This is a genomic window from Halorubrum wangae (assembly GCF_051194135.1).
Classification (GTDB): domain Archaea; phylum Halobacteriota; class Halobacteria; order Halobacteriales; family Haloferacaceae; genus Halorubrum.
The window spans coordinates 200291-216388 of the sequence record NZ_JBLZNH010000004.1; the positions used below are offsets into that span (position 1 = coordinate 200291).

A 16098-nucleotide genomic window follows, 5' to 3' on the forward strand; every position below is an offset into this window, starting at 1 on the left:
AGGGTCTCGCTGGGGCGTCGACGGCGCCTCGCGGTTCCGCGCGAGGACGAGGTGTGAAGCGAAGTCCTTAATTACCGCACTCTCATTTTTTCGCGTGCAGACAGGGACCGTGGGGTAGTGGTATCCTATGCGGATGGGGTCCGTATGACCTGAGTTCGACTCTCAGCGGTCCCACTTCGATTTTCACTTCGTTCGATGCCGACGCACTCGTTTATAAGATCGACCGGTGATCGAGGGCGACGGCGCCTCCCGCTCCGGAACCACTAAACGCCGCACCACCCTACCGCGGGTAATGGCTGACTGGACGGAAAAGTACCGCCCGAGCACCCTCTCGGAGGTCCGCGGAAACGACAAGGCCCGCGACGCGTTCGCGGAGTGGGCGCGCTCGTGGGACGACCACCACGAGGCCGTCGTCCTCCACGGGAGCCCGGGCGTGGGGAAGACGAGCGCGGCTCACGCGCTCGCGAACGACATGGGCTGGGAGACGGTCGAGCTGAACGCCTCGGACCAGCGCACGGCCGACGTCATCGAGCGCTTCGCGGGCCGGGCCGCCCGCAACGCCACGCTCGGCGGGAGCGCGAACGGCGGCGGGGCGGCCGGCGGCGACACGGCCTCCCGCCAACTCGTCATCTTGGACGAGGCCGACAACATCCACGGCAACTACGACCGTGGCGGCGCCTCGGCGATCACGAAACTGGTCAAGGAGTCGGGCCAGCCCATCGTCCTCATCGCCAACGAGTTCTACGACATGTCCCGGGGACTCCGCAACGCGACACAGGAGATCGAGTTCCGCGACGTCTCCGCCCGCTCCATCGTCCCCGTCCTCCGCGACGTCTGTCGGAAGGAGGGAATCGAGTTCGAGTCCGACGCCCTCCAGCAGATCGCCGAACGCAATCGAGGAGACCTCCGCGGCGCGATCAACGACCTGCAGGCCGCCACGGAAGGCCGGGACTCGATCACGGTCGAGGACGTGGTCACCGGCGACCGCGACAAGGCGCTCGGGCTCTTCCCGTTCCTCGACGCGGTGTTGAAAGAAGAGTCGGCACAGGAGGCGCTTCAGTCCGCGTACGCCGTCGACGAGACGCCCGACGATCTCACGAAGTGGATCGAGAACAACGTCCTCGACGTGTACGACCCGAACGAGGCGCTTCGGGCGTACGACTTCCTCGCGAACGCCGACGTGTGGCTCGGCCGCGTTCGCGCCACGCAGAACTACACCTACTGGCGCTACGCGACCGACAACGCGGCCGCCGGGGTCGCCGCCGCCCGCGACGGAGGGAAGGGCGGGTGGACGCGGTACAGTCGCCCGCAGTTCTGGGGCTCCTCGGACGCGACCGCCGACGAGGTCGTCGGACGGATCGCCGCCGCCAGCGGCTGTAGCATCGCCACCGCTCGCCGCGAGGTGTTGCCGTTCCTCAAAACCGTCACGCACCACTGCAAGCCCCGAGAGCTGACGGTCGCGATGGCGGCCGCCTACGACCTCGACGAGGCCGGCGTCGCCTTCGTCACCGGCTCCGGCGAGTCAACCAACAAGGTCGAGTCGGTCGTCGAGGACGCGCAGGCGCTTCGAGACGAGCGCATGGAGGACCACGCCGAAGGCGCGTTCGCCGGCGGTTCCCGGGCGATTGACGCTCCGGACGACGGCGCTGCCGAAGCGCCGGCTACCGACGAGAACGGTACGCACGAAAGCGCTGGCGACACCGACGACGGGACCGGCGAAGACGCCGAAGATGCCGAAGACGCCGAAGACGACGGACAGTCCGGGTTGAGCGATTTCATCTAAGACCGGCACACCGCACCACTGCGGCGGTACTCCATCAACGGTCGGCCGAGTCGGTCTCGGTGCTGCCGGACTCCGGTCCCTCGCAATCGACGTCAGCACCGTCGTCGGTGCCCTCGAACTCAAACTGCGCACCGCCTGCCCGGCTCTCCGTCACCGACACCGACCAGCCGTGCGCTTGGGCGATGCGCTCGACGATAGCGAGTCCGAACCCGGTCCCGTTGTCCGCGGTGGTGTGGCCGGGGTCGAACACCGACTCGCGCTCCGCTGGGTCGATACCCGTCCCGTCGTCGGCGACGTAGAAGCCGTCGGGCAGGGACCCGACGAAGACTCGGAGCGGCGCGCCGTCCGGCGGCTTGCCGTCGCTCCCGGTCTCGTCCGCCTCGAAGCCGCCGTGCCGACCGCCCGATGAGGACTCGTCGGGGGCGCCGTGTTCGATAGCGTTCCGAAAGAGGTTCTCCAGGGCCTGGCGGAGCCGGCGCCGATCGCACTCGACCGTCGGGAGCCGATCGTCCACCACCAGTTCGGCGGCGGCGTCGGCCCCGGCGGTTCGCCACGCGGCCTCGACGATTGGGCGGAGGTCGACCGACGCGGTCTCCTCGACGGACCGCCCCTCACGGGCGAGTGCCAGGAGGTCAGAGATGAGGTCGTCCATCCAGTCCAGCGCCTCGTGGGCGCGGTCGAGTCGCTCGTCGTTCGACTCACCCTGCGACTCCTTCGCCAGTTTGACGTTGCCGACGGCGACCGAGAGCGGGTTTCGCAGGTCGTGTGAGACGACGTTGGCGAACTCGTTCAGGCGCTCTCGCTGTCGCTCCACGCGACGACGGCGTTCGACCCGATCGCTCGCCGGGAGGAGGTAGCCGACGACGTCGCCGCCCGCTTCCCAGCGCCCGCACTCCCGAACCCAGGTCGGCTCGTCACCGATCTCGAGCCGATAGGTGACGTCGATAACGTCGCCGTCGAACGCCGCCCGGAGACGCTCTCGGTCCGCCTCGGCCGTGACCTCCAACCAGCCGGTTCGCGGCAGGGCGTCGACGTCCAGTCGCGCCTCGCCGGCGGCCTCAACGACGAATCGGTTCGGATCGCCGTCCGGCCGCCGATACGCGACGCCCGGTCGACGCTCCATCGATGCAAACACGACCCAATCGCTATCGTGTACGATATTAAACCTTACCTAACTATCAGTTGTCTGACGGTGGGTATCAACTCGTATCTACGTGAAATCAACCCTAAAAACGACGAAAAGAGCGTCTCTACCCTATATCGGGCGCTGTCGAATCGAAACTGCGATCTGTCCTATCACAAACGAGACCCATGTCTGACGCGGCGATAGGGACCGGAACGCCACGGATCGCGAGGGGTTTTACCTCGTTCCGCTCCCTTCCTCTGGCCATGCGCGCGGCGATCCTTCACGAGTACGGTGAACCGCTGGCGATCCGCGACGTGGCTCCCCCGGAACCCGGATCCGATGGAGCCGTGATACGCGTGGAGGCCTGCGGCGTCTGCCGGAGCGACTGGCACGCCTGGATGGGCCACGGCGAGTGGGCCGACGACCGCGTCCCGAAGGGACAGGTGCTCGGTCACGAACCCGCCGGAGAGGTGGTCGCGGTCGGCCGGTCTGTCGACCGATTTGAACCGGGCGACCGTGTCGTCGTCCCCTTCTCACTCGGCGACGGAACCTGTCCGTACTGTCGACGTGGCGCCGGCAACGTCTGTGCGGACGGGCGCGCGCTCGGCTTCGAACCGGACGCCCCGGGTGCCTTCGCGGAGCAGGTGGCCGTCCCGAACGCCGACTACAACCTCGTCGAGCGACCGGCGTGGCTCGACGCGACCGCCGCGGCCGCGCTCGGCTGTCGGTACATGACCGCGTACCACGCGCTCGCCGAACGAGCGGGACTGAGCGGCGGCGAGAGCCTCGCAGTCCACGGCTGCGGCGGCGTCGGACTCTCCGCGATCCAACTCGGCGACGCCCTCGGCGCCAGAGTCGTCGCGATCGATGTCGACGACGACGCGCTTTCGCTCGCGACGGACCTCGGCGCCGATGGGGCCGTGAATCCGAGCGAGGTCCCCGACGACGAGTCCGTCCCGGAGCGCGTCAGGGACCTCACTAGCGGCGGCGCAGACGTCTCGGTCGACGCGCTGGGGATCGCCGAGACCTGCCGAAACTCCGTCCGGTCGGTGCGCGCCCGCGGCACTCACGTGCAGGTGGGGTTGACCACCGAGGCCGAGCGCGGCGAGGTGTCGCTCCCGACTGACTGGATGACTCGCTGGGAGGTTTCGTTCCTCGGTTCGCGGGGAATGCCACCGACGAGCTACGACGACCTGTTCGCGCTGATCGAGGCGACCGACGTCGATCCCGGTGCCCTCGTGAGCGACGAGATCGGCCTCACTTCGGTATCCGACCGGCTCGCCGCGCTGGGCGAGTACGACGTACACGGCGTGGAAGTCGTCACCGAGTTCGAGGAGTGAGGGGCCTCACTCCTCACGATCGGCGCCCAGTCCGGGGATCGCGACCGCGCCCTCGACGTGCTCCATCAGCTTCGAGGCGGTGAGCACCAGCGCGAGGTACGTCACGCCGGTCACGACGAAGATGAGCGTGTACCGGAACGTCTCGGAGGCGATCTGGTCCGCCCGGTAGTACAGCTCAGGGACCGTGATAAAGGCCGCCAGCGACGAGTACTTGATCAGGTAGACGAACTCGTTGGTCCACGACGGGATGGCGTACCGGAGCCCCTGCGGGAGCACCACGTAGTAAATCGTCTCCAGCTTCGAAAGCCCGATGGACCGGCCGGCGGTGATCTGCCCCTCGTCGACGCTCTCTAAGGCGCCACGGATGTACTCCGCCTGGTACGCGGCCCCGTTGAGCGTGAATCCGAGAATCGCGACCCACACCACGTCCCGGGGGAAGACGCCGGAGACCGCTCCGGGGACGTAGCTTGCGAGATTGAGCCCGTAGTAGAGGACGAACAACTGCGCCAACAGCGGCGTCCCCCGAAGTAGCTCCGTGTACACGAGCGAGAGCCACGAGGAGACCCGGCCGTACACCCGGGCAACCGCCAGCGGCACGGCGATGAAAAAGCCGAGGACGAGGCTCATGGCGGTGATGACGACGGTGAGCCACGTTCCCCGCGCGAGCTCCGGCGAGAGTTCGACGACGAACCCGGCGTCGGCCGCGTAGGCGGCGAGTCCGGGGAGCGCGGCGACCGCCGCCTCGACGGTTCCCGGCGACACGAGCGGATCGCCGACCGGAACGACGACGCCGCCGAGCCACCGATTCAGCCAGCTGACGACGAGCCAGCCCCAGAACAGCACGCCGGCGGCGACGAGGAGGAGCCGACCGACCGACTGGTCCGACTCGGCCACGCGTTCCCGGATCGTGGTGGGTCTCGTCGCGCTCGCCATTAGTCGTGACTCGCGATCCGTTCGAGGAAGCGGCCGGTCCGCTCTTTTTCGGGTCGCTCGAACAGCTGCTCCGGCGGGCCGCGCTCGATGACGTGACCCCCGTCGAGGAACACGATCTCGTCAGCGACGGCCCGGGCGAAGCTCATCTCGTGGGTGACGACGAGCATGGTCATCCCATCGTCGACGAGCCCGTGCATCACTTCGAGCACCTCACCGATGAGCTCCGGGTCCAGCGCGCTCGTCGGCTCGTCGAACAGCATCAGCTTCGGCTCCATCGCCAGCGCACGGGCGATCCCGACGCGCTGCTGTTGGCCCCCCGACAGCTCCGCGGGGTACGAGTCGAGCTGGTCTGCGAGGCCGACGCGCTCTAACTTCTCCTTGGCGCGCTCGCGAGCCTGCGTCTCCGAGAGCCCGAGAACCCGCCGAGGACCGAGCGCGACGTTGCCGACCGCGGTCAGGTGCGCAAACAGGTTGAATCCCTGGAACACCATGCCGACCTCACGGCGGAGGTCGTCGACGTCGAGGTCGGGCGAGAGCACCTCCTCCCCATCGAGCCGGATCGACCCCTCCTGTGCCTCCGCGAGCCGGTTGACGCAGCGCAGCATCGTCGATTTCCCGGAGCCGGACGGGCCGATCAGGACGGTGACGTCGCCACGGTCCATCTCGAAGGAGACGTCGTGGAGCACCTGCTCGTCACCGTACCACTTCGACACGTCGGTCACCGTAAGGAAGTCCTCGTCACTCATGCCGACTCCCCCTCCGGGATTGCGTAGTGGTCACCGAGGCGGTCGAGCGCGCGGTTCGTCGTGAACGTGAGGACGAAGTAGATTGCACTGATGAACAGGATGACTTCGAGTACCGCGGTCGTCTGCTCCGAGAACAGATCGTATCCCCGGGTGAGTAGCTCCGCGAGGCCGATCGCGAAGACGATGCTTGTGTCTTTCAGCACAATGGTGAACTCGTTTTGGAAGCCGGGAATCGACCGGCGCAACGCCTGCGGAACGACGACGTACCGGACCGCCTCGAACCGCGAGAGTCCGATCGACCGCCCCGCTTCCAGCTGCCCGTCGTCGACGCTCGCGAGGGTCGCTCGGAAGATTTGCGACTGGTACGCGGCGCTTCGCAGGCCGAGCCCCAGTATCCCTGCGGTCATCGCCGAAGAAATGCTGACGACGCCGAGGTTGATCTGCGGGACGCCGACGACGAAGTACATCACTATGAGGATGACGACGATCGGGGTCCCGCGCAGCACGATTCCGGTGGTACTCACGACTCGCTTGAGCAGTCCGTCACCGTACACCTCGACCGCGCCGGCCGGGAACCCGATGACGAATCCGAGCAGAATCGACGCGACCGTGAGCGCGACGGTCAGCAGGACGCCAACGCTGAGGTAGTCGGTGTTGCGGAGGACGAACTCCCAGTCCTCGGGCTGACCGATCTGAAGCGTCGCCGCGGACGCCAATTCGGTGGCGAGCGCGGCGCTGTCGACCGCGGCGAGCGCGGTGATCGCCGCTGGGGGCATCGGTCGTTACTCCTGGCCGAACCAGGTGCTCGTTATCTCCCCGTAGGTCCCGCCCTCGCGGACGGCGGCGAGGCCGTCGTTGAGCGCCGACTGGAACTCAGACTCGCCCTGACGGATGCCGAAGCCGAACTCCTCACCGGTCTCCTCGATAAACGCGATCGTTACGTCGCGGCTGGCTGCGAACGTCTCGGCGACCGGATTGTCGATGACGACGGCGTCGACGTTGCCGTTTTCGAGGTCCTCGACGGCGAACACGTAGCTGTCGTACGAAGAGTAGTTGTCCTCGGGGATGATCCCGGGATCGACGAGGTTCGACTGTACCTGGTCGGCGCCGGTCGTCCCCGACTGCGCGCCCACGCGGGCGCCGTCGAAGTCTTCCCACGCCGACGGCTGGAAATCGCCGCCCTCGCTGACGAGGATCGCCTGGTCAGACTCCCAGTAGGGGTCCGAGAAGGCGATCGTCTCCTGCCGGTCAGGGGTGATCGTCATCGCGGCCGCGATCACGTCGATCTCCTCGTTCTGCGTGAGCGCCGGGATAAGCGAGTCGAACTCGAAGGTCGCCCACTCGCCGAGCTCGTACTCGGTCTCGGCGACGACGGCCTCCAAGAGGTCGATGTCGAAGCCGACCAGCTCTCCGTCCTGACGCATCTCGAACGGCGGGAAGCCGGGCGCGGTACCGGGCGTGATCGTGGTGCTGTCGTCGCCGAGACAGCCGGCGACTCCGGCCAGCCCGGCGGCGCTCGACGCGCCAGTGAGCTTCAGATACGTCCGACGGCTCATATCGGTCTGCGTGCGGCGTGACATACTCTTGGGTGAACGGGGACTGATTTCAACCTTTCCACCGCAGACGGGCCTATTCGCCCGCCGTCGCACGATTCGTCTCGCCGGACGTGACGCAGCCGTCCGCCTGCAGCGGGAGCGCTCAGTCGCCGCCGATCGGCTCGGTCGCGGGCTCGCCGCCGTCGGCTCCGCGAGCGACCCACGCCGCGCCGGCCGCGAGCGCCGCCGCGACGACCAACGCCACGAGGTTGGCCTGCTCCCAGACCGCGGTGTACAACACGAGGTCCCGACCCAACAACAGCGTCACGACGAGGGCGGCCATCGCGCCGGCCGCGAGAAGTCGGACTGTGGCGGCCGTGGACTCACTCACGCCCGCGTAGCCGGACCTGACCGCTTCCGTGGCGAACGCCACCGTCGCGACGAGTCCGAGGTGTCCCGCGAGGCCGGTCACGTAGAAGCCCGCCTGCGCGCCCGGCGAGTACGTGACGAAGGGGACCGCTCGCGAGAAGACCGCGCTGGCGACGACGCCGACCACGGCGATCGTCGTCGCGGTCCGGAGCAGGCCCGCCGACCCGCGTCCGCCGCCCCAGATGGTCGCCAGTCCGAGCAGCGTGAATATCATCAGCGCGACGGTCAGGTGCGCCGCGTGCGTCGAGACGGTGTAGCCGCCGGGGACGAGCCCGCCGACGGTGACCGTGATCGCGCCGACAGTGATCTGGAGGGGGAGGATGAGCACCGCGAGCGTCGCGGCCAGGCGCGTCCGCCGGTCGAAGCTCCCGAGCCACGTCCAGGCGGCGGTGCCGATGATGAGGAACCCGGTGACCATGGCCCACGCGCGGTGGAACCACTCGATGAAGTCCGGGTTGATCGTCATCGCGGGGATGAGCTGATCTGAACACAGCGGCCACTGGGCCTCGCACGCCAGCCCCGAGCCGGTCGCCGCGGTGTAGACGCCGAGCGCGAACAGCGTCAGCGTCATCCCCGTCGTCGCCGCCGCGTACCGCCTGAACGTCAACCACGCGGGCCGAAGACTCATTGTCGGAAGACGGGTGCGAGCGCACTTAGACCGTTCGGACACTCCAAGGGAGTGGGAAGCGGTGCGACCGGTCGTACGTCGCGATCGGTCGCGATCGGACGCCGACGGCGTCGCTCAGTTATCCCGGACATACCTCGCGAACATACCTCGCGGACGGTGACGCGTGCTACCCCGACAGCTCGCGTTTCGCGCGGCGGGCGCGCTCGGACATCTCCTCGTTGCCCTCGACGTCAGCGAGGGTCTCGACGGCCTCCAAGTTCCGGACCGCGTCGTCGAGGAACGAGAGCACGTCGCCGGTGTAGGCGTACACCATGTAGTCGTCCGTCATCACGTCGACGATCGCCTGCGGGCCGAGCCCCTCGGCGCGGAGTTCGAGGACGTAGCGCATGAACTTCTCCTCGGGACAGCCGCAGTAGGGGTTCGCCTGACAGCTGCAGTCGAGGAAGTCCTCGGCGAAATCGAGGATGCGATCGCGCGTCGTGGAGTCGAGTTTCGAGAGGCCGTCACCGCTGAACAACATGTCGAGCGTCGCCCCGGCGAAGGCCCCCTTGGGAATGTTCGTCTCCAGTTGGGAGGCGAGTTGCCGGTGGTTCTTCACGTATATCTTGTCGGTGAACGCCACGAGTGGTCTGTGATACGCCGGCTGGCAGTAAAAACGACGTGGTCGTCGGCGCGAGCCCCGACTCACGCAGACCGAGGTGAACCGACCGAATCGAACTCCGACCGAGGCGACCGATCGACGGACGCCACCGCGTCACACGGCCGTCCGGGAGTCGTAACGGTTATTTATCAAAGCGGGATAGATATCGACGCGTGTCCGGGTTAGGGTAGTGGACTATCCTTCAGCCTTGTGGAGGCTGAGACGCGGGTTCGATTCTCGCACCCGGACCTTCTCGCGAAGAGCAACACCGCGAGCCGCGAGGCTCCGCGGAGAAGCGAAGCAGAGAGCGCCGTGAGTGAACCCGAACCGAGTGCCGGCCTTATAAACCGATCTGCTCGCCGTCCGCCGGCACCAGCGTGTCTTCCGTCTCCGACCGGAGTTCCTCGCGGGAGAGCAAACAGTGATTGATCGCCTCCATGTGGACCACAGCGACTGCGGCGTCGGTGGCCTCCCGGACGGCGGAGACGCCCTCGATACCCATCGTTATCGGCTCGCCCTGATTGAACCGCGCAGCGCCGCCGTTGAGGACCACCGCGTCGGGCTCGAACCGGTCCAGCGTCTCCGCGACGGAATCGTACCAGACCGTGTCGCCGGCGAGGTACAGGATATCGTCGCCGACGAGGACGAAGCCAGAGACGGGACCCATCTGCTCGGCTAACTCCCCGTGACCGTGACGGCCGGGCGTCCGATGGAGCGTGACGCCCTCGAACGACACCGCGTCCTCGACGGGTCGCACGTCGGTGAACCCCTCGTCGACGAACGCCTCTGCCTCGGCGGGCTGACAGAACAGCGGGACCTCCGAGTCCAGTTTCTCCCTCGCCGCCTCGTCGAAGTGATCGGGATGTCGGTGGGTGACGATCACGGCGTCGTGTGACAGGTCGACGTCCGGCATCGGGACGAGCGGATTCCTCCGGTCGTTCGGGGTGTCGTCGATCGGTGGAAGCGAGCCTTGCGGCGCGAACAGCGGATCGACGAGAAAAGTCGTTTTGCCGACGGTCGCGAGGACCGTGGCGTTGCGAACGAGAGTGACGTTGACCCCAGTGGTGGGCATACGCGACCCTTCGACGGGCGACAGGTTGTGACTTGCGCCGCGATCGCTCGCTGTGGTTGAGTATCAGTGCGAGGAGAGACTCCGCGTTACGGGCTCACTTCGGGCGTCGCGAAGCCCACGCCGCCGGCCAGGATCGCGCTGCCGGCGAGGATCGTGGCGCCGAGCGTCACGAACCCGTCATCCGGATTCAGTCCGGCGATCGACGCCGCGACGTCCACGACGAACACCGTGACGAAGAGGCTCAGGATGACGAACGCAAGCATGACGATGCCACCGACCAATGCACTCGCTATCGAACCGAACGCGTCAAGAATTCCCATGTCATTTTCACGGTCACGTCCTCGCCGTATATAAGTGGTCATCGGACCCGGTTAGGGCCGTGAAACTCCGACCTCGCGGTTCACGATAATCTCGGCTCTGGACTAGGGGGCTGAGAGCCGTCTCGGCCCTGTGCGTCGGCGGCGACGCCATCGCCGCCCGCGAACGGCACGCGAAGTCAGCCGAAGATTCGCAGGAGACCGAGCAGCCACCGGGCCAGTTCAGAGCAGACGAAGAGGGCTCCCTCCGAGCGCGAGAGCCGTCGTCCCGACCACAGCGCCGCGACCATCAGCACCGTGAGGACCGTCAGCCAGACGAGCGTCTCGATCGCCGCGCCGCCGACCGCGAGCGGCCGGAGTAGCGACGCGATCCCGAGGATACCGAGAATGTTGAACACGTTGCTGCCGACGACGTTGCCGACCGACATGCCGACGTGGCCCTGGCGCATGGCGACGAGCGAGACGGCGAGCTCCGGCGTCGACGTGCCCGCCGCGACGATCGTCCCGCCGATCACCCAGTCCGAGACGCCGACGCCGCGTGCCAGAGACGACGCGGCCTCGACCATGAAATGTCCGCTGACAAGCACGACGGCCAGCCCGCCGACGAGCAGCAGCGCGTCGCGGGCGCGGTGCGAGAACCGCGTCGGAATCACGCCGGTGACCCGGGAGTCCGTGTACTCCGTCTCGATCGAGTGCGCCGTCGCCTCGTCGCGTATCAGATAGACCGTGTACGCGACGAACGCGCCGAGGAGGAGCGCTCCCTCGACGGCGGTGACGGTCCGGTCGAACAGGGCTGCGAATCCCACGAGCGTCGAGAGCACCAGCACGACGCCGTCCCGGTGGACGAGCGAGCGCTCGACCGGGATGACCCGAAGCAGTGACACCGCACCGAGGATGAACGCGAGGTTGTAGGCGTTCGAGCCGACGACGTTGCCGACGCCGATATCTCCCAGTCCCGCCAGCGCCGCGTCGACGGTCACGATCAGTTCGGGCGTCGACGTGCCCATCGCGACGATCGTCAGCCCGATCGTTAGCTCGCTGACGCCGAACCGCCGGGCGATCCGGACCGTCGAGTCCACGAGCGCGCGGGCGCCGATCCACAGGCCGATAATGGTGAGCGCGATGACAGCGATCTGGACAGTCGTCCCTCCGAGCATGTGCACGATCGTTCTCGAAAGACGATATTAAAGTCGACCCACTGGGCCGGACGCCATCGCCCCGGTTGCGTAACGTACCGTGTACTTATGTGTCGGTCGGCCGTCGTATCGACCGTCATGGAGGGACGTGGGTCGCCGTGAGACGACGGGATCTTATTCGCGCGGGAATCGCAGCCGGGACGGTCGGCGTCGCTGGCTGTGCGGCCGGCGGCGACGAGCCCTCGTTCACAGAGGGGTTCGAAAGCGGACTCGGCGACTGGGAGAGCGGCGCCGCGATCGGCCCGGAGGTCGAACTCGCCGACTTCGACTGGGAGGTCGACGTCTCCGACGTGGAGGCGGTCGCCGGCGAGCGCTCGCTCCGGATCTGGAACCAGGGCGACTACGACGACGGCGTCACCTGGGCCGTCCACCCGGTCCCGGTCGAGGCCGACGAAGCCTATCGGATCGAAGTGACCGGGCAGTTCTGGAGCGAGTCGGAGTCGTTCAACACCATTCGACACGCGCTGATGCGACTGGGGCCGGAGCCCCCGGAGGCGGAAGAGGACTTCCCCCAGCCGGGGCTGAACACGACCGATCTCGGCGAGACCCCCTACGGCGGCCTCCGCGACGCGTTGTGGCTCGCCGACGGCTGGCGCGAGTACTCCTTCGAGTGGACTACCCCGGTGCTGTCGACCGACACGCTCTACCTCGCCGTCGGCACGGCCGTGATCTGGGAGGCGGACGCGACGCACTACGTCGACGATCTGTCGGTCCGCGTCGAATCGCGATGAGTCGGGACGACGGCGCCCACGGAGACCCGAGCGAGACGCACCCGGACGCCGTCGAAGGAGACTCCGACGCGGACACCGCCGACACGATGCGGGAGCGGGCCGGCGAGAACCGACTGAAGCTCTGGCTCCTGTTGCGGGCGAACCGGCTCGTCGTCGCCGGGGCCCTGACGGTCGCCGTCTTCGTCGCGTTCGTCGCAGTCGCGTCGGGCCTCTCGCCGTCGCTCCCGGCGAAGGCCGGGGCGAGCGACCCGATCGAGACGCTGTTCTCCGCGATGATCACGGCCATCGTCACCGGCGCGACGCTGGTCGTCACGATCGGCCAACTCGTACTCACCCAGGAGAACGGCCCCCTCGGCGACCAGCGCGAGCGCATGACCGGCTCGATGGAGGTCCGGAATTCCGTCGCGAACCTGATCGGCGCGCCGGCGCCGACGGATCCGAGCGCGTTCCTCGCATCGATTCTCGACGCGTCGTCGGACCGTGCGGAACGCCTCCGAGAGTCGGTCCGCGACCGACACGAGGAGAACGAGGTCGATGCCCAATTCCGAGAGGACGTCGACGCGTTCGCCGACAGGACCGCAGAGAACGCCGACAAGGTACGGAGCCTGCTCGACGGCACGCGGTTCGGGTCGTTCGACGTTATCGCCGCGGCGCTGAACTTCGACTACGGTCGGAAGCTCGGCCGGATCGAGCGACTCGTGGACGAATACGGAGCGCGGCTAACCGATCGCGAACGCGACTTGCTCGACGAGTTGCGAGAGTCGCTGACGCTGTTCGCGCCGGCCCGCGAGCACGTGAAGACGCTGTACTTCCAGTGGGCGCTGATCGACCTCTCGCGGCTGATCCTGTACGCCGCGGTGCCGGCGTTGGTCGTCGCGGGGGTCATGGTCGCCGCCGTCGACAGCGGGACGTTCCCGGGGCAGACACTCGGATTCGACCACCTCACGCTCGCGGTCGGAGCGGCGTTCGCGGTCACGCTGCTCCCCTTCTCGCTTTTCGTCTCCTACGTGCTCCGGATCCTGACGCTCGCGAAGCGAACGCTGGCCATCGGGCCAATGGTGTTACGGGACGGGGACTAGCCGAGCGCGGCCGGTCTCGTAATCGTGGGAATGTCGCTTGCGACAGTATCAGGCGAGATTTTACTAGCAGACACGGTGAAAGTGAAATCCGGGGAGCAACGCTCAAAGCCCAAGAATCAATGTTTTATTTTGATTTATGATTGATATATAAATGTTAATGACGAGTAGTTGATTGCTCGGTAGAGTGACAACACACCGTTAGTGATCGTTCGTTTCAGAACGAAGGCAGATTCAGTCGCGTCATCCTAACTACTACTCATTAGTTACTGAACTGTTGAGCCAGCGTTGTCAACAGTACATCGAATTACATATGTTGCATATTGAATGTTCTTACGTGGTACTTGATAGAAGATAAAATAATGGCAAAACAACCGGTAATCATTGAATGTATACAGGAAATAACCCCGGATAAATGGAGAATGGCAAATATTAATACACCCCATATATAGAACATGAATCGCGGACAGAGACAAGAGAAATGACAAAGTTAGATGGGTTTCTGAGACGGGATGTACTGGGTGGAATCGGCGGCCTGACAGTGGCGGGACTGGTAAGTGGCACCGACCTCGCTCCCCATGAGAAACAGTCTGGACAGAAAAACTTCGCAGAAATCGCGTTCAGCGATCAGCAGTCGGACGGAACCTCCGTCACGGTGGACCGGACCTACGTCGAACAGGATGGGTTCATCACGATCCACACGTGGGATTTGGTTACCCAGCAGGACGGGGCTGGATCGCTAATTGGGGCGTCACGGTTGCTTGAAGCGGAGAATGGTAAGGGGACGGAGTATCTGAACGAGACCGTCGAGTTGTTCGATGCTGATACTGGCGTTTTGCCGGAGGTTGCGGAACAGGAGCGACTCGAGGAGGACCAGACGTTGATTGCGGTTCCCCACAGGGACATGGATCACAGCGGGGATTTCGATTCGTCCGTTGACGTTCCGTTCTCGAAGGGAAGTCGGATCCGGACTGACCTCCCGGCCGAGGGCGCAGTCAACGACGTCGCCGACGTGACACTCTAGCAGTACTGCTAGTCGTCGATCACGACGGGAATTATTCAGTCATCAACTATCTCTTGAGATCGGCGCGTCATGGGTAGAAAAATGTAGTTGAATTCGGGACTCTAAATACTATTCATAAATAGTTCTACTGACAATTGTGAAATGTCGCCCGCAACACTAACGACCGGTCTCATCTCCGGCGGCGTGCCGCGTCGACCGGGAAACCCTCGTGGCGGGCGGTCGCCTGCGCGGCGACGGGCGGATCGCGTGTGCGACCATATGTGACGCGCCTGGGTTCTCCGCGCTGTCATCGCTCCCATCGGGGAGTACTCGGGCGGGGACTGAGGGCGCGCATCGAGAGGTAGCCGGCGGACATATAAAAATGGGCTGACCGGCGACCCGGTCGGCCGCGAGCGAGTCACCGGTCAGTGGTGTCGCCAGCGGAATCGACGCGTATCCGAACGCACTTACGTCCCTGTGACGGACTCACGCGCAATGTCTGTACGAGTCGGCATCCTCGGTGCCACCGGCGCCGTGGGTCAGCGGTTCATCCAGTTGCTCGACGATCACCCGACGTTCGACCTCGCGGCCGTCACCGCGAGCGCGGACAGCGCCGGGAAAACCTACCGCGAGGCCGCCAAGTGGCGCGTGAATACGACGATCCCTGACGACGTCGCGGAGATGGAGGTCGCGGAGACGACGCCCGCGGGAGTCGCGGACGCCGACGTCGACCTCCTGTTCTCGTCGCTTCCCTCGGGGGTCGCCGCCGAGGTCGAGCCGGCGTTCCTGGACGAGGGGTACGTCGTCTCCTCGAACTCCTCGAACGATCGCATGGCGGCTGACGTCCCCCTCACGATCCCCGAGATCAACCCCGGCCACCTCGACCTCATCGAGGTCCAACGCGACGAGCGCGGCTGGGACGGCGCGCTCGTGAAGAACCCGAACTGCTCGACGATCACGATGGTTCCCACCCTCGCGGCGATCGACCAGTTCGGACTGGAGAGCGTTCGCGTCTCCACGCTCCAGGCGGTTTCGGGCGCGGGCTACTCCGGCGTCACCTCGATGGAGATCATCGACAACGCCATCCCGCACATCGGCGGTGAGGAGGAGAAGATGGAGACGGAGTCGCGGAAGCTCCTCGGCGAGTTCGACGGCGCGGAGGTCCACCTCCACGGCGCCGACGTCGCCGCCTCCTGTAACCGGATTCCCACCCTCGACGGACACCTCGAAAACGTCTTCGCCGAGTTCGCCGACGACCCCTCCGCCGACGACCTTCGCGAGGCGATGCGCTCGTTCGAGGGCGCCGGCTCGCTTCCGAGCTCTCCCGACCAGCTCATCAAGGTCTACGGCGACGACGAGCCGGAGCGCCCGCAGCCCCGCCTCGACCGCACGTACGCGAACGGTATGGGTATCGTCGCCGGCGGCGTGCAGTCGACCGACGCCGGCGCGAAGTACAACTGCCTCGCGCACAACACGATCCGCGGCGCGGCGGGCGCCTCGCTGCTGAACGGCGAACTGCTCGTCGAGGAAGGGTACGTCTAGA

The 16098-nt window shown here is 66.2% G+C and carries 16 protein-coding genes and 2 tRNA genes; 8 read left to right on the forward strand and 10 right to left on the reverse strand.

What is annotated here, in order from left to right; all coding sequences use genetic code 11:
• Window positions 1-103 precede the first annotated feature (103 nt).
• Together ACNS84_RS13410 and ACNS84_RS13415 are read left to right on the forward strand one after the other, a co-directional pair.
• Window positions 104-174, forward strand: a tRNA-Pro gene (locus tag ACNS84_RS13410).
• A gap of 118 nt (window positions 175-292) precedes the next feature.
• A complete protein-coding gene (locus ACNS84_RS13415; protein ID WP_435075371.1) occupies window positions 293-1783 on the forward strand; it encodes a replication factor C large subunit in 1491 nt (496 codons plus the stop codon).
• Window positions 1784-1817: 34 nt separating this feature from the next.
• Here the strand turns inward: ACNS84_RS13415 and ACNS84_RS13420 are convergent, their stop codons facing one another.
• Window positions 1818-2906 carry a sensor histidine kinase gene (locus ACNS84_RS13420; protein WP_435075372.1) on the reverse strand — a complete coding sequence of 363 codons (1089 nt, stop codon included), beginning with the start codon at window positions 2904-2906 and terminating at the stop codon, window positions 1818-1820.
• A 266-nt stretch (window positions 2907-3172) separates the two neighbouring features.
• Here ACNS84_RS13420 and ACNS84_RS13425 point away from each other — a divergent pair, with 266 nt between their 5' ends.
• Window positions 3173-4249 (forward strand): zinc-dependent alcohol dehydrogenase family protein, encoded by a 1077-nt coding sequence (locus ACNS84_RS13425; RefSeq protein ID WP_435075373.1) that lies wholly within the window; start codon window positions 3173-3175, stop codon window positions 4247-4249.
• Between the two features lie 6 nt (window positions 4250-4255).
• Here the strand turns inward: ACNS84_RS13425 and ACNS84_RS13430 are convergent, their stop codons facing one another.
• The 6 genes from ACNS84_RS13430 to ACNS84_RS13455 form a co-directional block, all read right to left on the reverse strand.
• The gene (locus ACNS84_RS13430) at window positions 4256-5182 is read right to left on the reverse strand and encodes an amino acid ABC transporter permease (protein WP_435075374.1); all 927 of its coding nucleotides are present in this window, start codon (window positions 5180-5182) and stop codon (window positions 4256-4258) included.
• On the reverse strand, window positions 5182-5928 hold the full coding sequence (locus tag ACNS84_RS13435) for an amino acid ABC transporter ATP-binding protein (RefSeq protein WP_435075375.1): 747 nt from the start codon (window positions 5926-5928) through the stop codon (window positions 5182-5184). Before ACNS84_RS13435 ends, ACNS84_RS13430 begins: the two co-directional genes overlap by 1 nt.
• Window positions 5925-6704, reverse strand: coding sequence for an amino acid ABC transporter permease (locus tag ACNS84_RS13440; RefSeq protein WP_435075376.1), 780 nt, complete (start codon window positions 6702-6704; stop codon window positions 5925-5927). The genes ACNS84_RS13435 and ACNS84_RS13440 overlap by 4 nt, the downstream gene beginning before the upstream one ends.
• A gap of 6 nt (window positions 6705-6710) precedes the next feature.
• The gene (locus ACNS84_RS13445) at window positions 6711-7508 is read right to left on the reverse strand and encodes a basic amino acid ABC transporter substrate-binding protein (RefSeq protein ID WP_435075377.1); all 798 of its coding nucleotides are present in this window, start codon (window positions 7506-7508) and stop codon (window positions 6711-6713) included.
• Window positions 7509-7626: 118 nt separating this feature from the next.
• Entirely contained in the window at window positions 7627-8463 is an 837-nt protein-coding gene (locus ACNS84_RS13450; protein ID WP_496923259.1) for a COX15/CtaA family protein, read from the reverse strand.
• 223 nt (window positions 8464-8686) lie between these two features.
• Complete coding sequence (locus tag ACNS84_RS13455; protein WP_435075379.1) at window positions 8687-9142, reverse strand: DUF5814 domain-containing protein; 456 nt, start codon at window positions 9140-9142, stop codon at window positions 8687-8689.
• A gap of 194 nt (window positions 9143-9336) precedes the next feature.
• Here ACNS84_RS13455 and ACNS84_RS13460 point away from each other — a divergent pair.
• Window positions 9337-9409 (forward strand) — tRNA-His (locus tag ACNS84_RS13460).
• A 91-nt stretch (window positions 9410-9500) separates the two neighbouring features.
• On the opposite strand, the gene ACNS84_RS13465 is transcribed toward ACNS84_RS13460, so the two are convergent.
• From ACNS84_RS13465 to ACNS84_RS13475, 3 genes are all read right to left on the reverse strand, one after another.
• Window positions 9501-10232 (reverse strand): MBL fold metallo-hydrolase, encoded by a 732-nt coding sequence (locus tag ACNS84_RS13465; protein ID WP_435075380.1) that lies wholly within the window; start codon window positions 10230-10232, stop codon window positions 9501-9503.
• 86 nt (window positions 10233-10318) lie between these two features.
• A complete protein-coding gene (locus ACNS84_RS13470; RefSeq protein WP_435075381.1) occupies window positions 10319-10552 on the reverse strand; it encodes a hypothetical protein in 234 nt (77 codons plus the stop codon).
• Window positions 10553-10728: 176 nt separating this feature from the next.
• Window positions 10729-11706: a calcium/sodium antiporter gene (locus tag ACNS84_RS13475; RefSeq protein WP_435075603.1), complete on the reverse strand. Its 978-nt coding sequence runs from the start codon at window positions 11704-11706 to the stop codon at window positions 10729-10731.
• Window positions 11707-11843: 137 nt separating this feature from the next.
• Between ACNS84_RS13475 and ACNS84_RS13480 the strand changes: the two genes are divergently transcribed.
• From ACNS84_RS13480 to asd, 4 genes are all read left to right on the forward strand, one after another.
• Window positions 11844-12476: a hypothetical protein gene (locus ACNS84_RS13480; protein ID WP_435075382.1), complete on the forward strand. Its 633-nt coding sequence runs from the start codon at window positions 11844-11846 to the stop codon at window positions 12474-12476.
• On the forward strand, window positions 12473-13555 hold the full coding sequence (locus ACNS84_RS13485; RefSeq protein ID WP_435075383.1) for a DUF7972 family membrane protein: 1083 nt from the start codon (window positions 12473-12475) through the stop codon (window positions 13553-13555). Before ACNS84_RS13480 ends, ACNS84_RS13485 begins: the two co-directional genes overlap by 4 nt.
• Before the next feature lie 478 nt (window positions 13556-14033).
• Entirely contained in the window at window positions 14034-14576 is a 543-nt protein-coding gene (locus ACNS84_RS13490) for a DUF7282 domain-containing protein (RefSeq protein ID WP_435075384.1), read from the forward strand.
• Between the two features lie 474 nt (window positions 14577-15050).
• Window positions 15051-16097 carry an aspartate-semialdehyde dehydrogenase gene (gene asd / locus ACNS84_RS13495; RefSeq protein WP_435075385.1) on the forward strand — a complete coding sequence of 349 codons (1047 nt, stop codon included), beginning with the start codon at window positions 15051-15053 and terminating at the stop codon, window positions 16095-16097.
• Window position 16098: the final 1 nt, after the last annotated feature.

Coding starts and splice junctions, on each gene's coding strand:
- ACNS84_RS13430 (WP_435075374.1), bottom strand. CDS start 5,182: ATGGCGAGCGCGACGAGACCCACCACGATCCGGGAACGCGTGGCCGAG.
- ACNS84_RS13490 (WP_435075384.1), top strand. CDS start 14,034: ATGACAAAGTTAGATGGGTTTCTGAGACGGGATGTACTGGGTGGAATC.
- ACNS84_RS13435 (WP_435075375.1), bottom strand. CDS start 5,928: ATGAGTGACGAGGACTTCCTTACGGTGACCGACGTGTCGAAGTGGTAC.
- ACNS84_RS13415 (WP_435075371.1), top strand. CDS start 293: ATGGCTGACTGGACGGAAAAGTACCGCCCGAGCACCCTCTCGGAGGTC.
- ACNS84_RS13425 (WP_435075373.1), top strand. CDS start 3,173: ATGCGCGCGGCGATCCTTCACGAGTACGGTGAACCGCTGGCGATCCGC.
- ACNS84_RS13450 (WP_496923259.1), bottom strand. CDS start 8,463: ATGACGCTGACGCTGTTCGCGCTCGGCGTCTACACCGCGGCGACCGGC.
- ACNS84_RS13420 (WP_435075372.1), bottom strand. CDS start 2,906: ATGGAGCGTCGACCGGGCGTCGCGTATCGGCGGCCGGACGGCGATCCG.
- ACNS84_RS13445 (WP_435075377.1), bottom strand. CDS start 7,508: ATGTCACGCCGCACGCAGACCGATATGAGCCGTCGGACGTATCTGAAG.
- asd (WP_435075385.1), top strand. CDS start 15,051: ATGTCTGTACGAGTCGGCATCCTCGGTGCCACCGGCGCCGTGGGTCAG.
- ACNS84_RS13475 (WP_435075603.1), bottom strand. CDS start 11,706: ATGCTCGGAGGGACGACTGTCCAGATCGCTGTCATCGCGCTCACCATT.
- ACNS84_RS13485 (WP_435075383.1), top strand. CDS start 12,473: ATGAGTCGGGACGACGGCGCCCACGGAGACCCGAGCGAGACGCACCCG.
- ACNS84_RS13465 (WP_435075380.1), bottom strand. CDS start 10,232: ATGCCCACCACTGGGGTCAACGTCACTCTCGTTCGCAACGCCACGGTC.
- ACNS84_RS13440 (WP_435075376.1), bottom strand. CDS start 6,704: ATGCCCCCAGCGGCGATCACCGCGCTCGCCGCGGTCGACAGCGCCGCG.
- ACNS84_RS13470 (WP_435075381.1), bottom strand. CDS start 10,552: ATGGGAATTCTTGACGCGTTCGGTTCGATAGCGAGTGCATTGGTCGGT.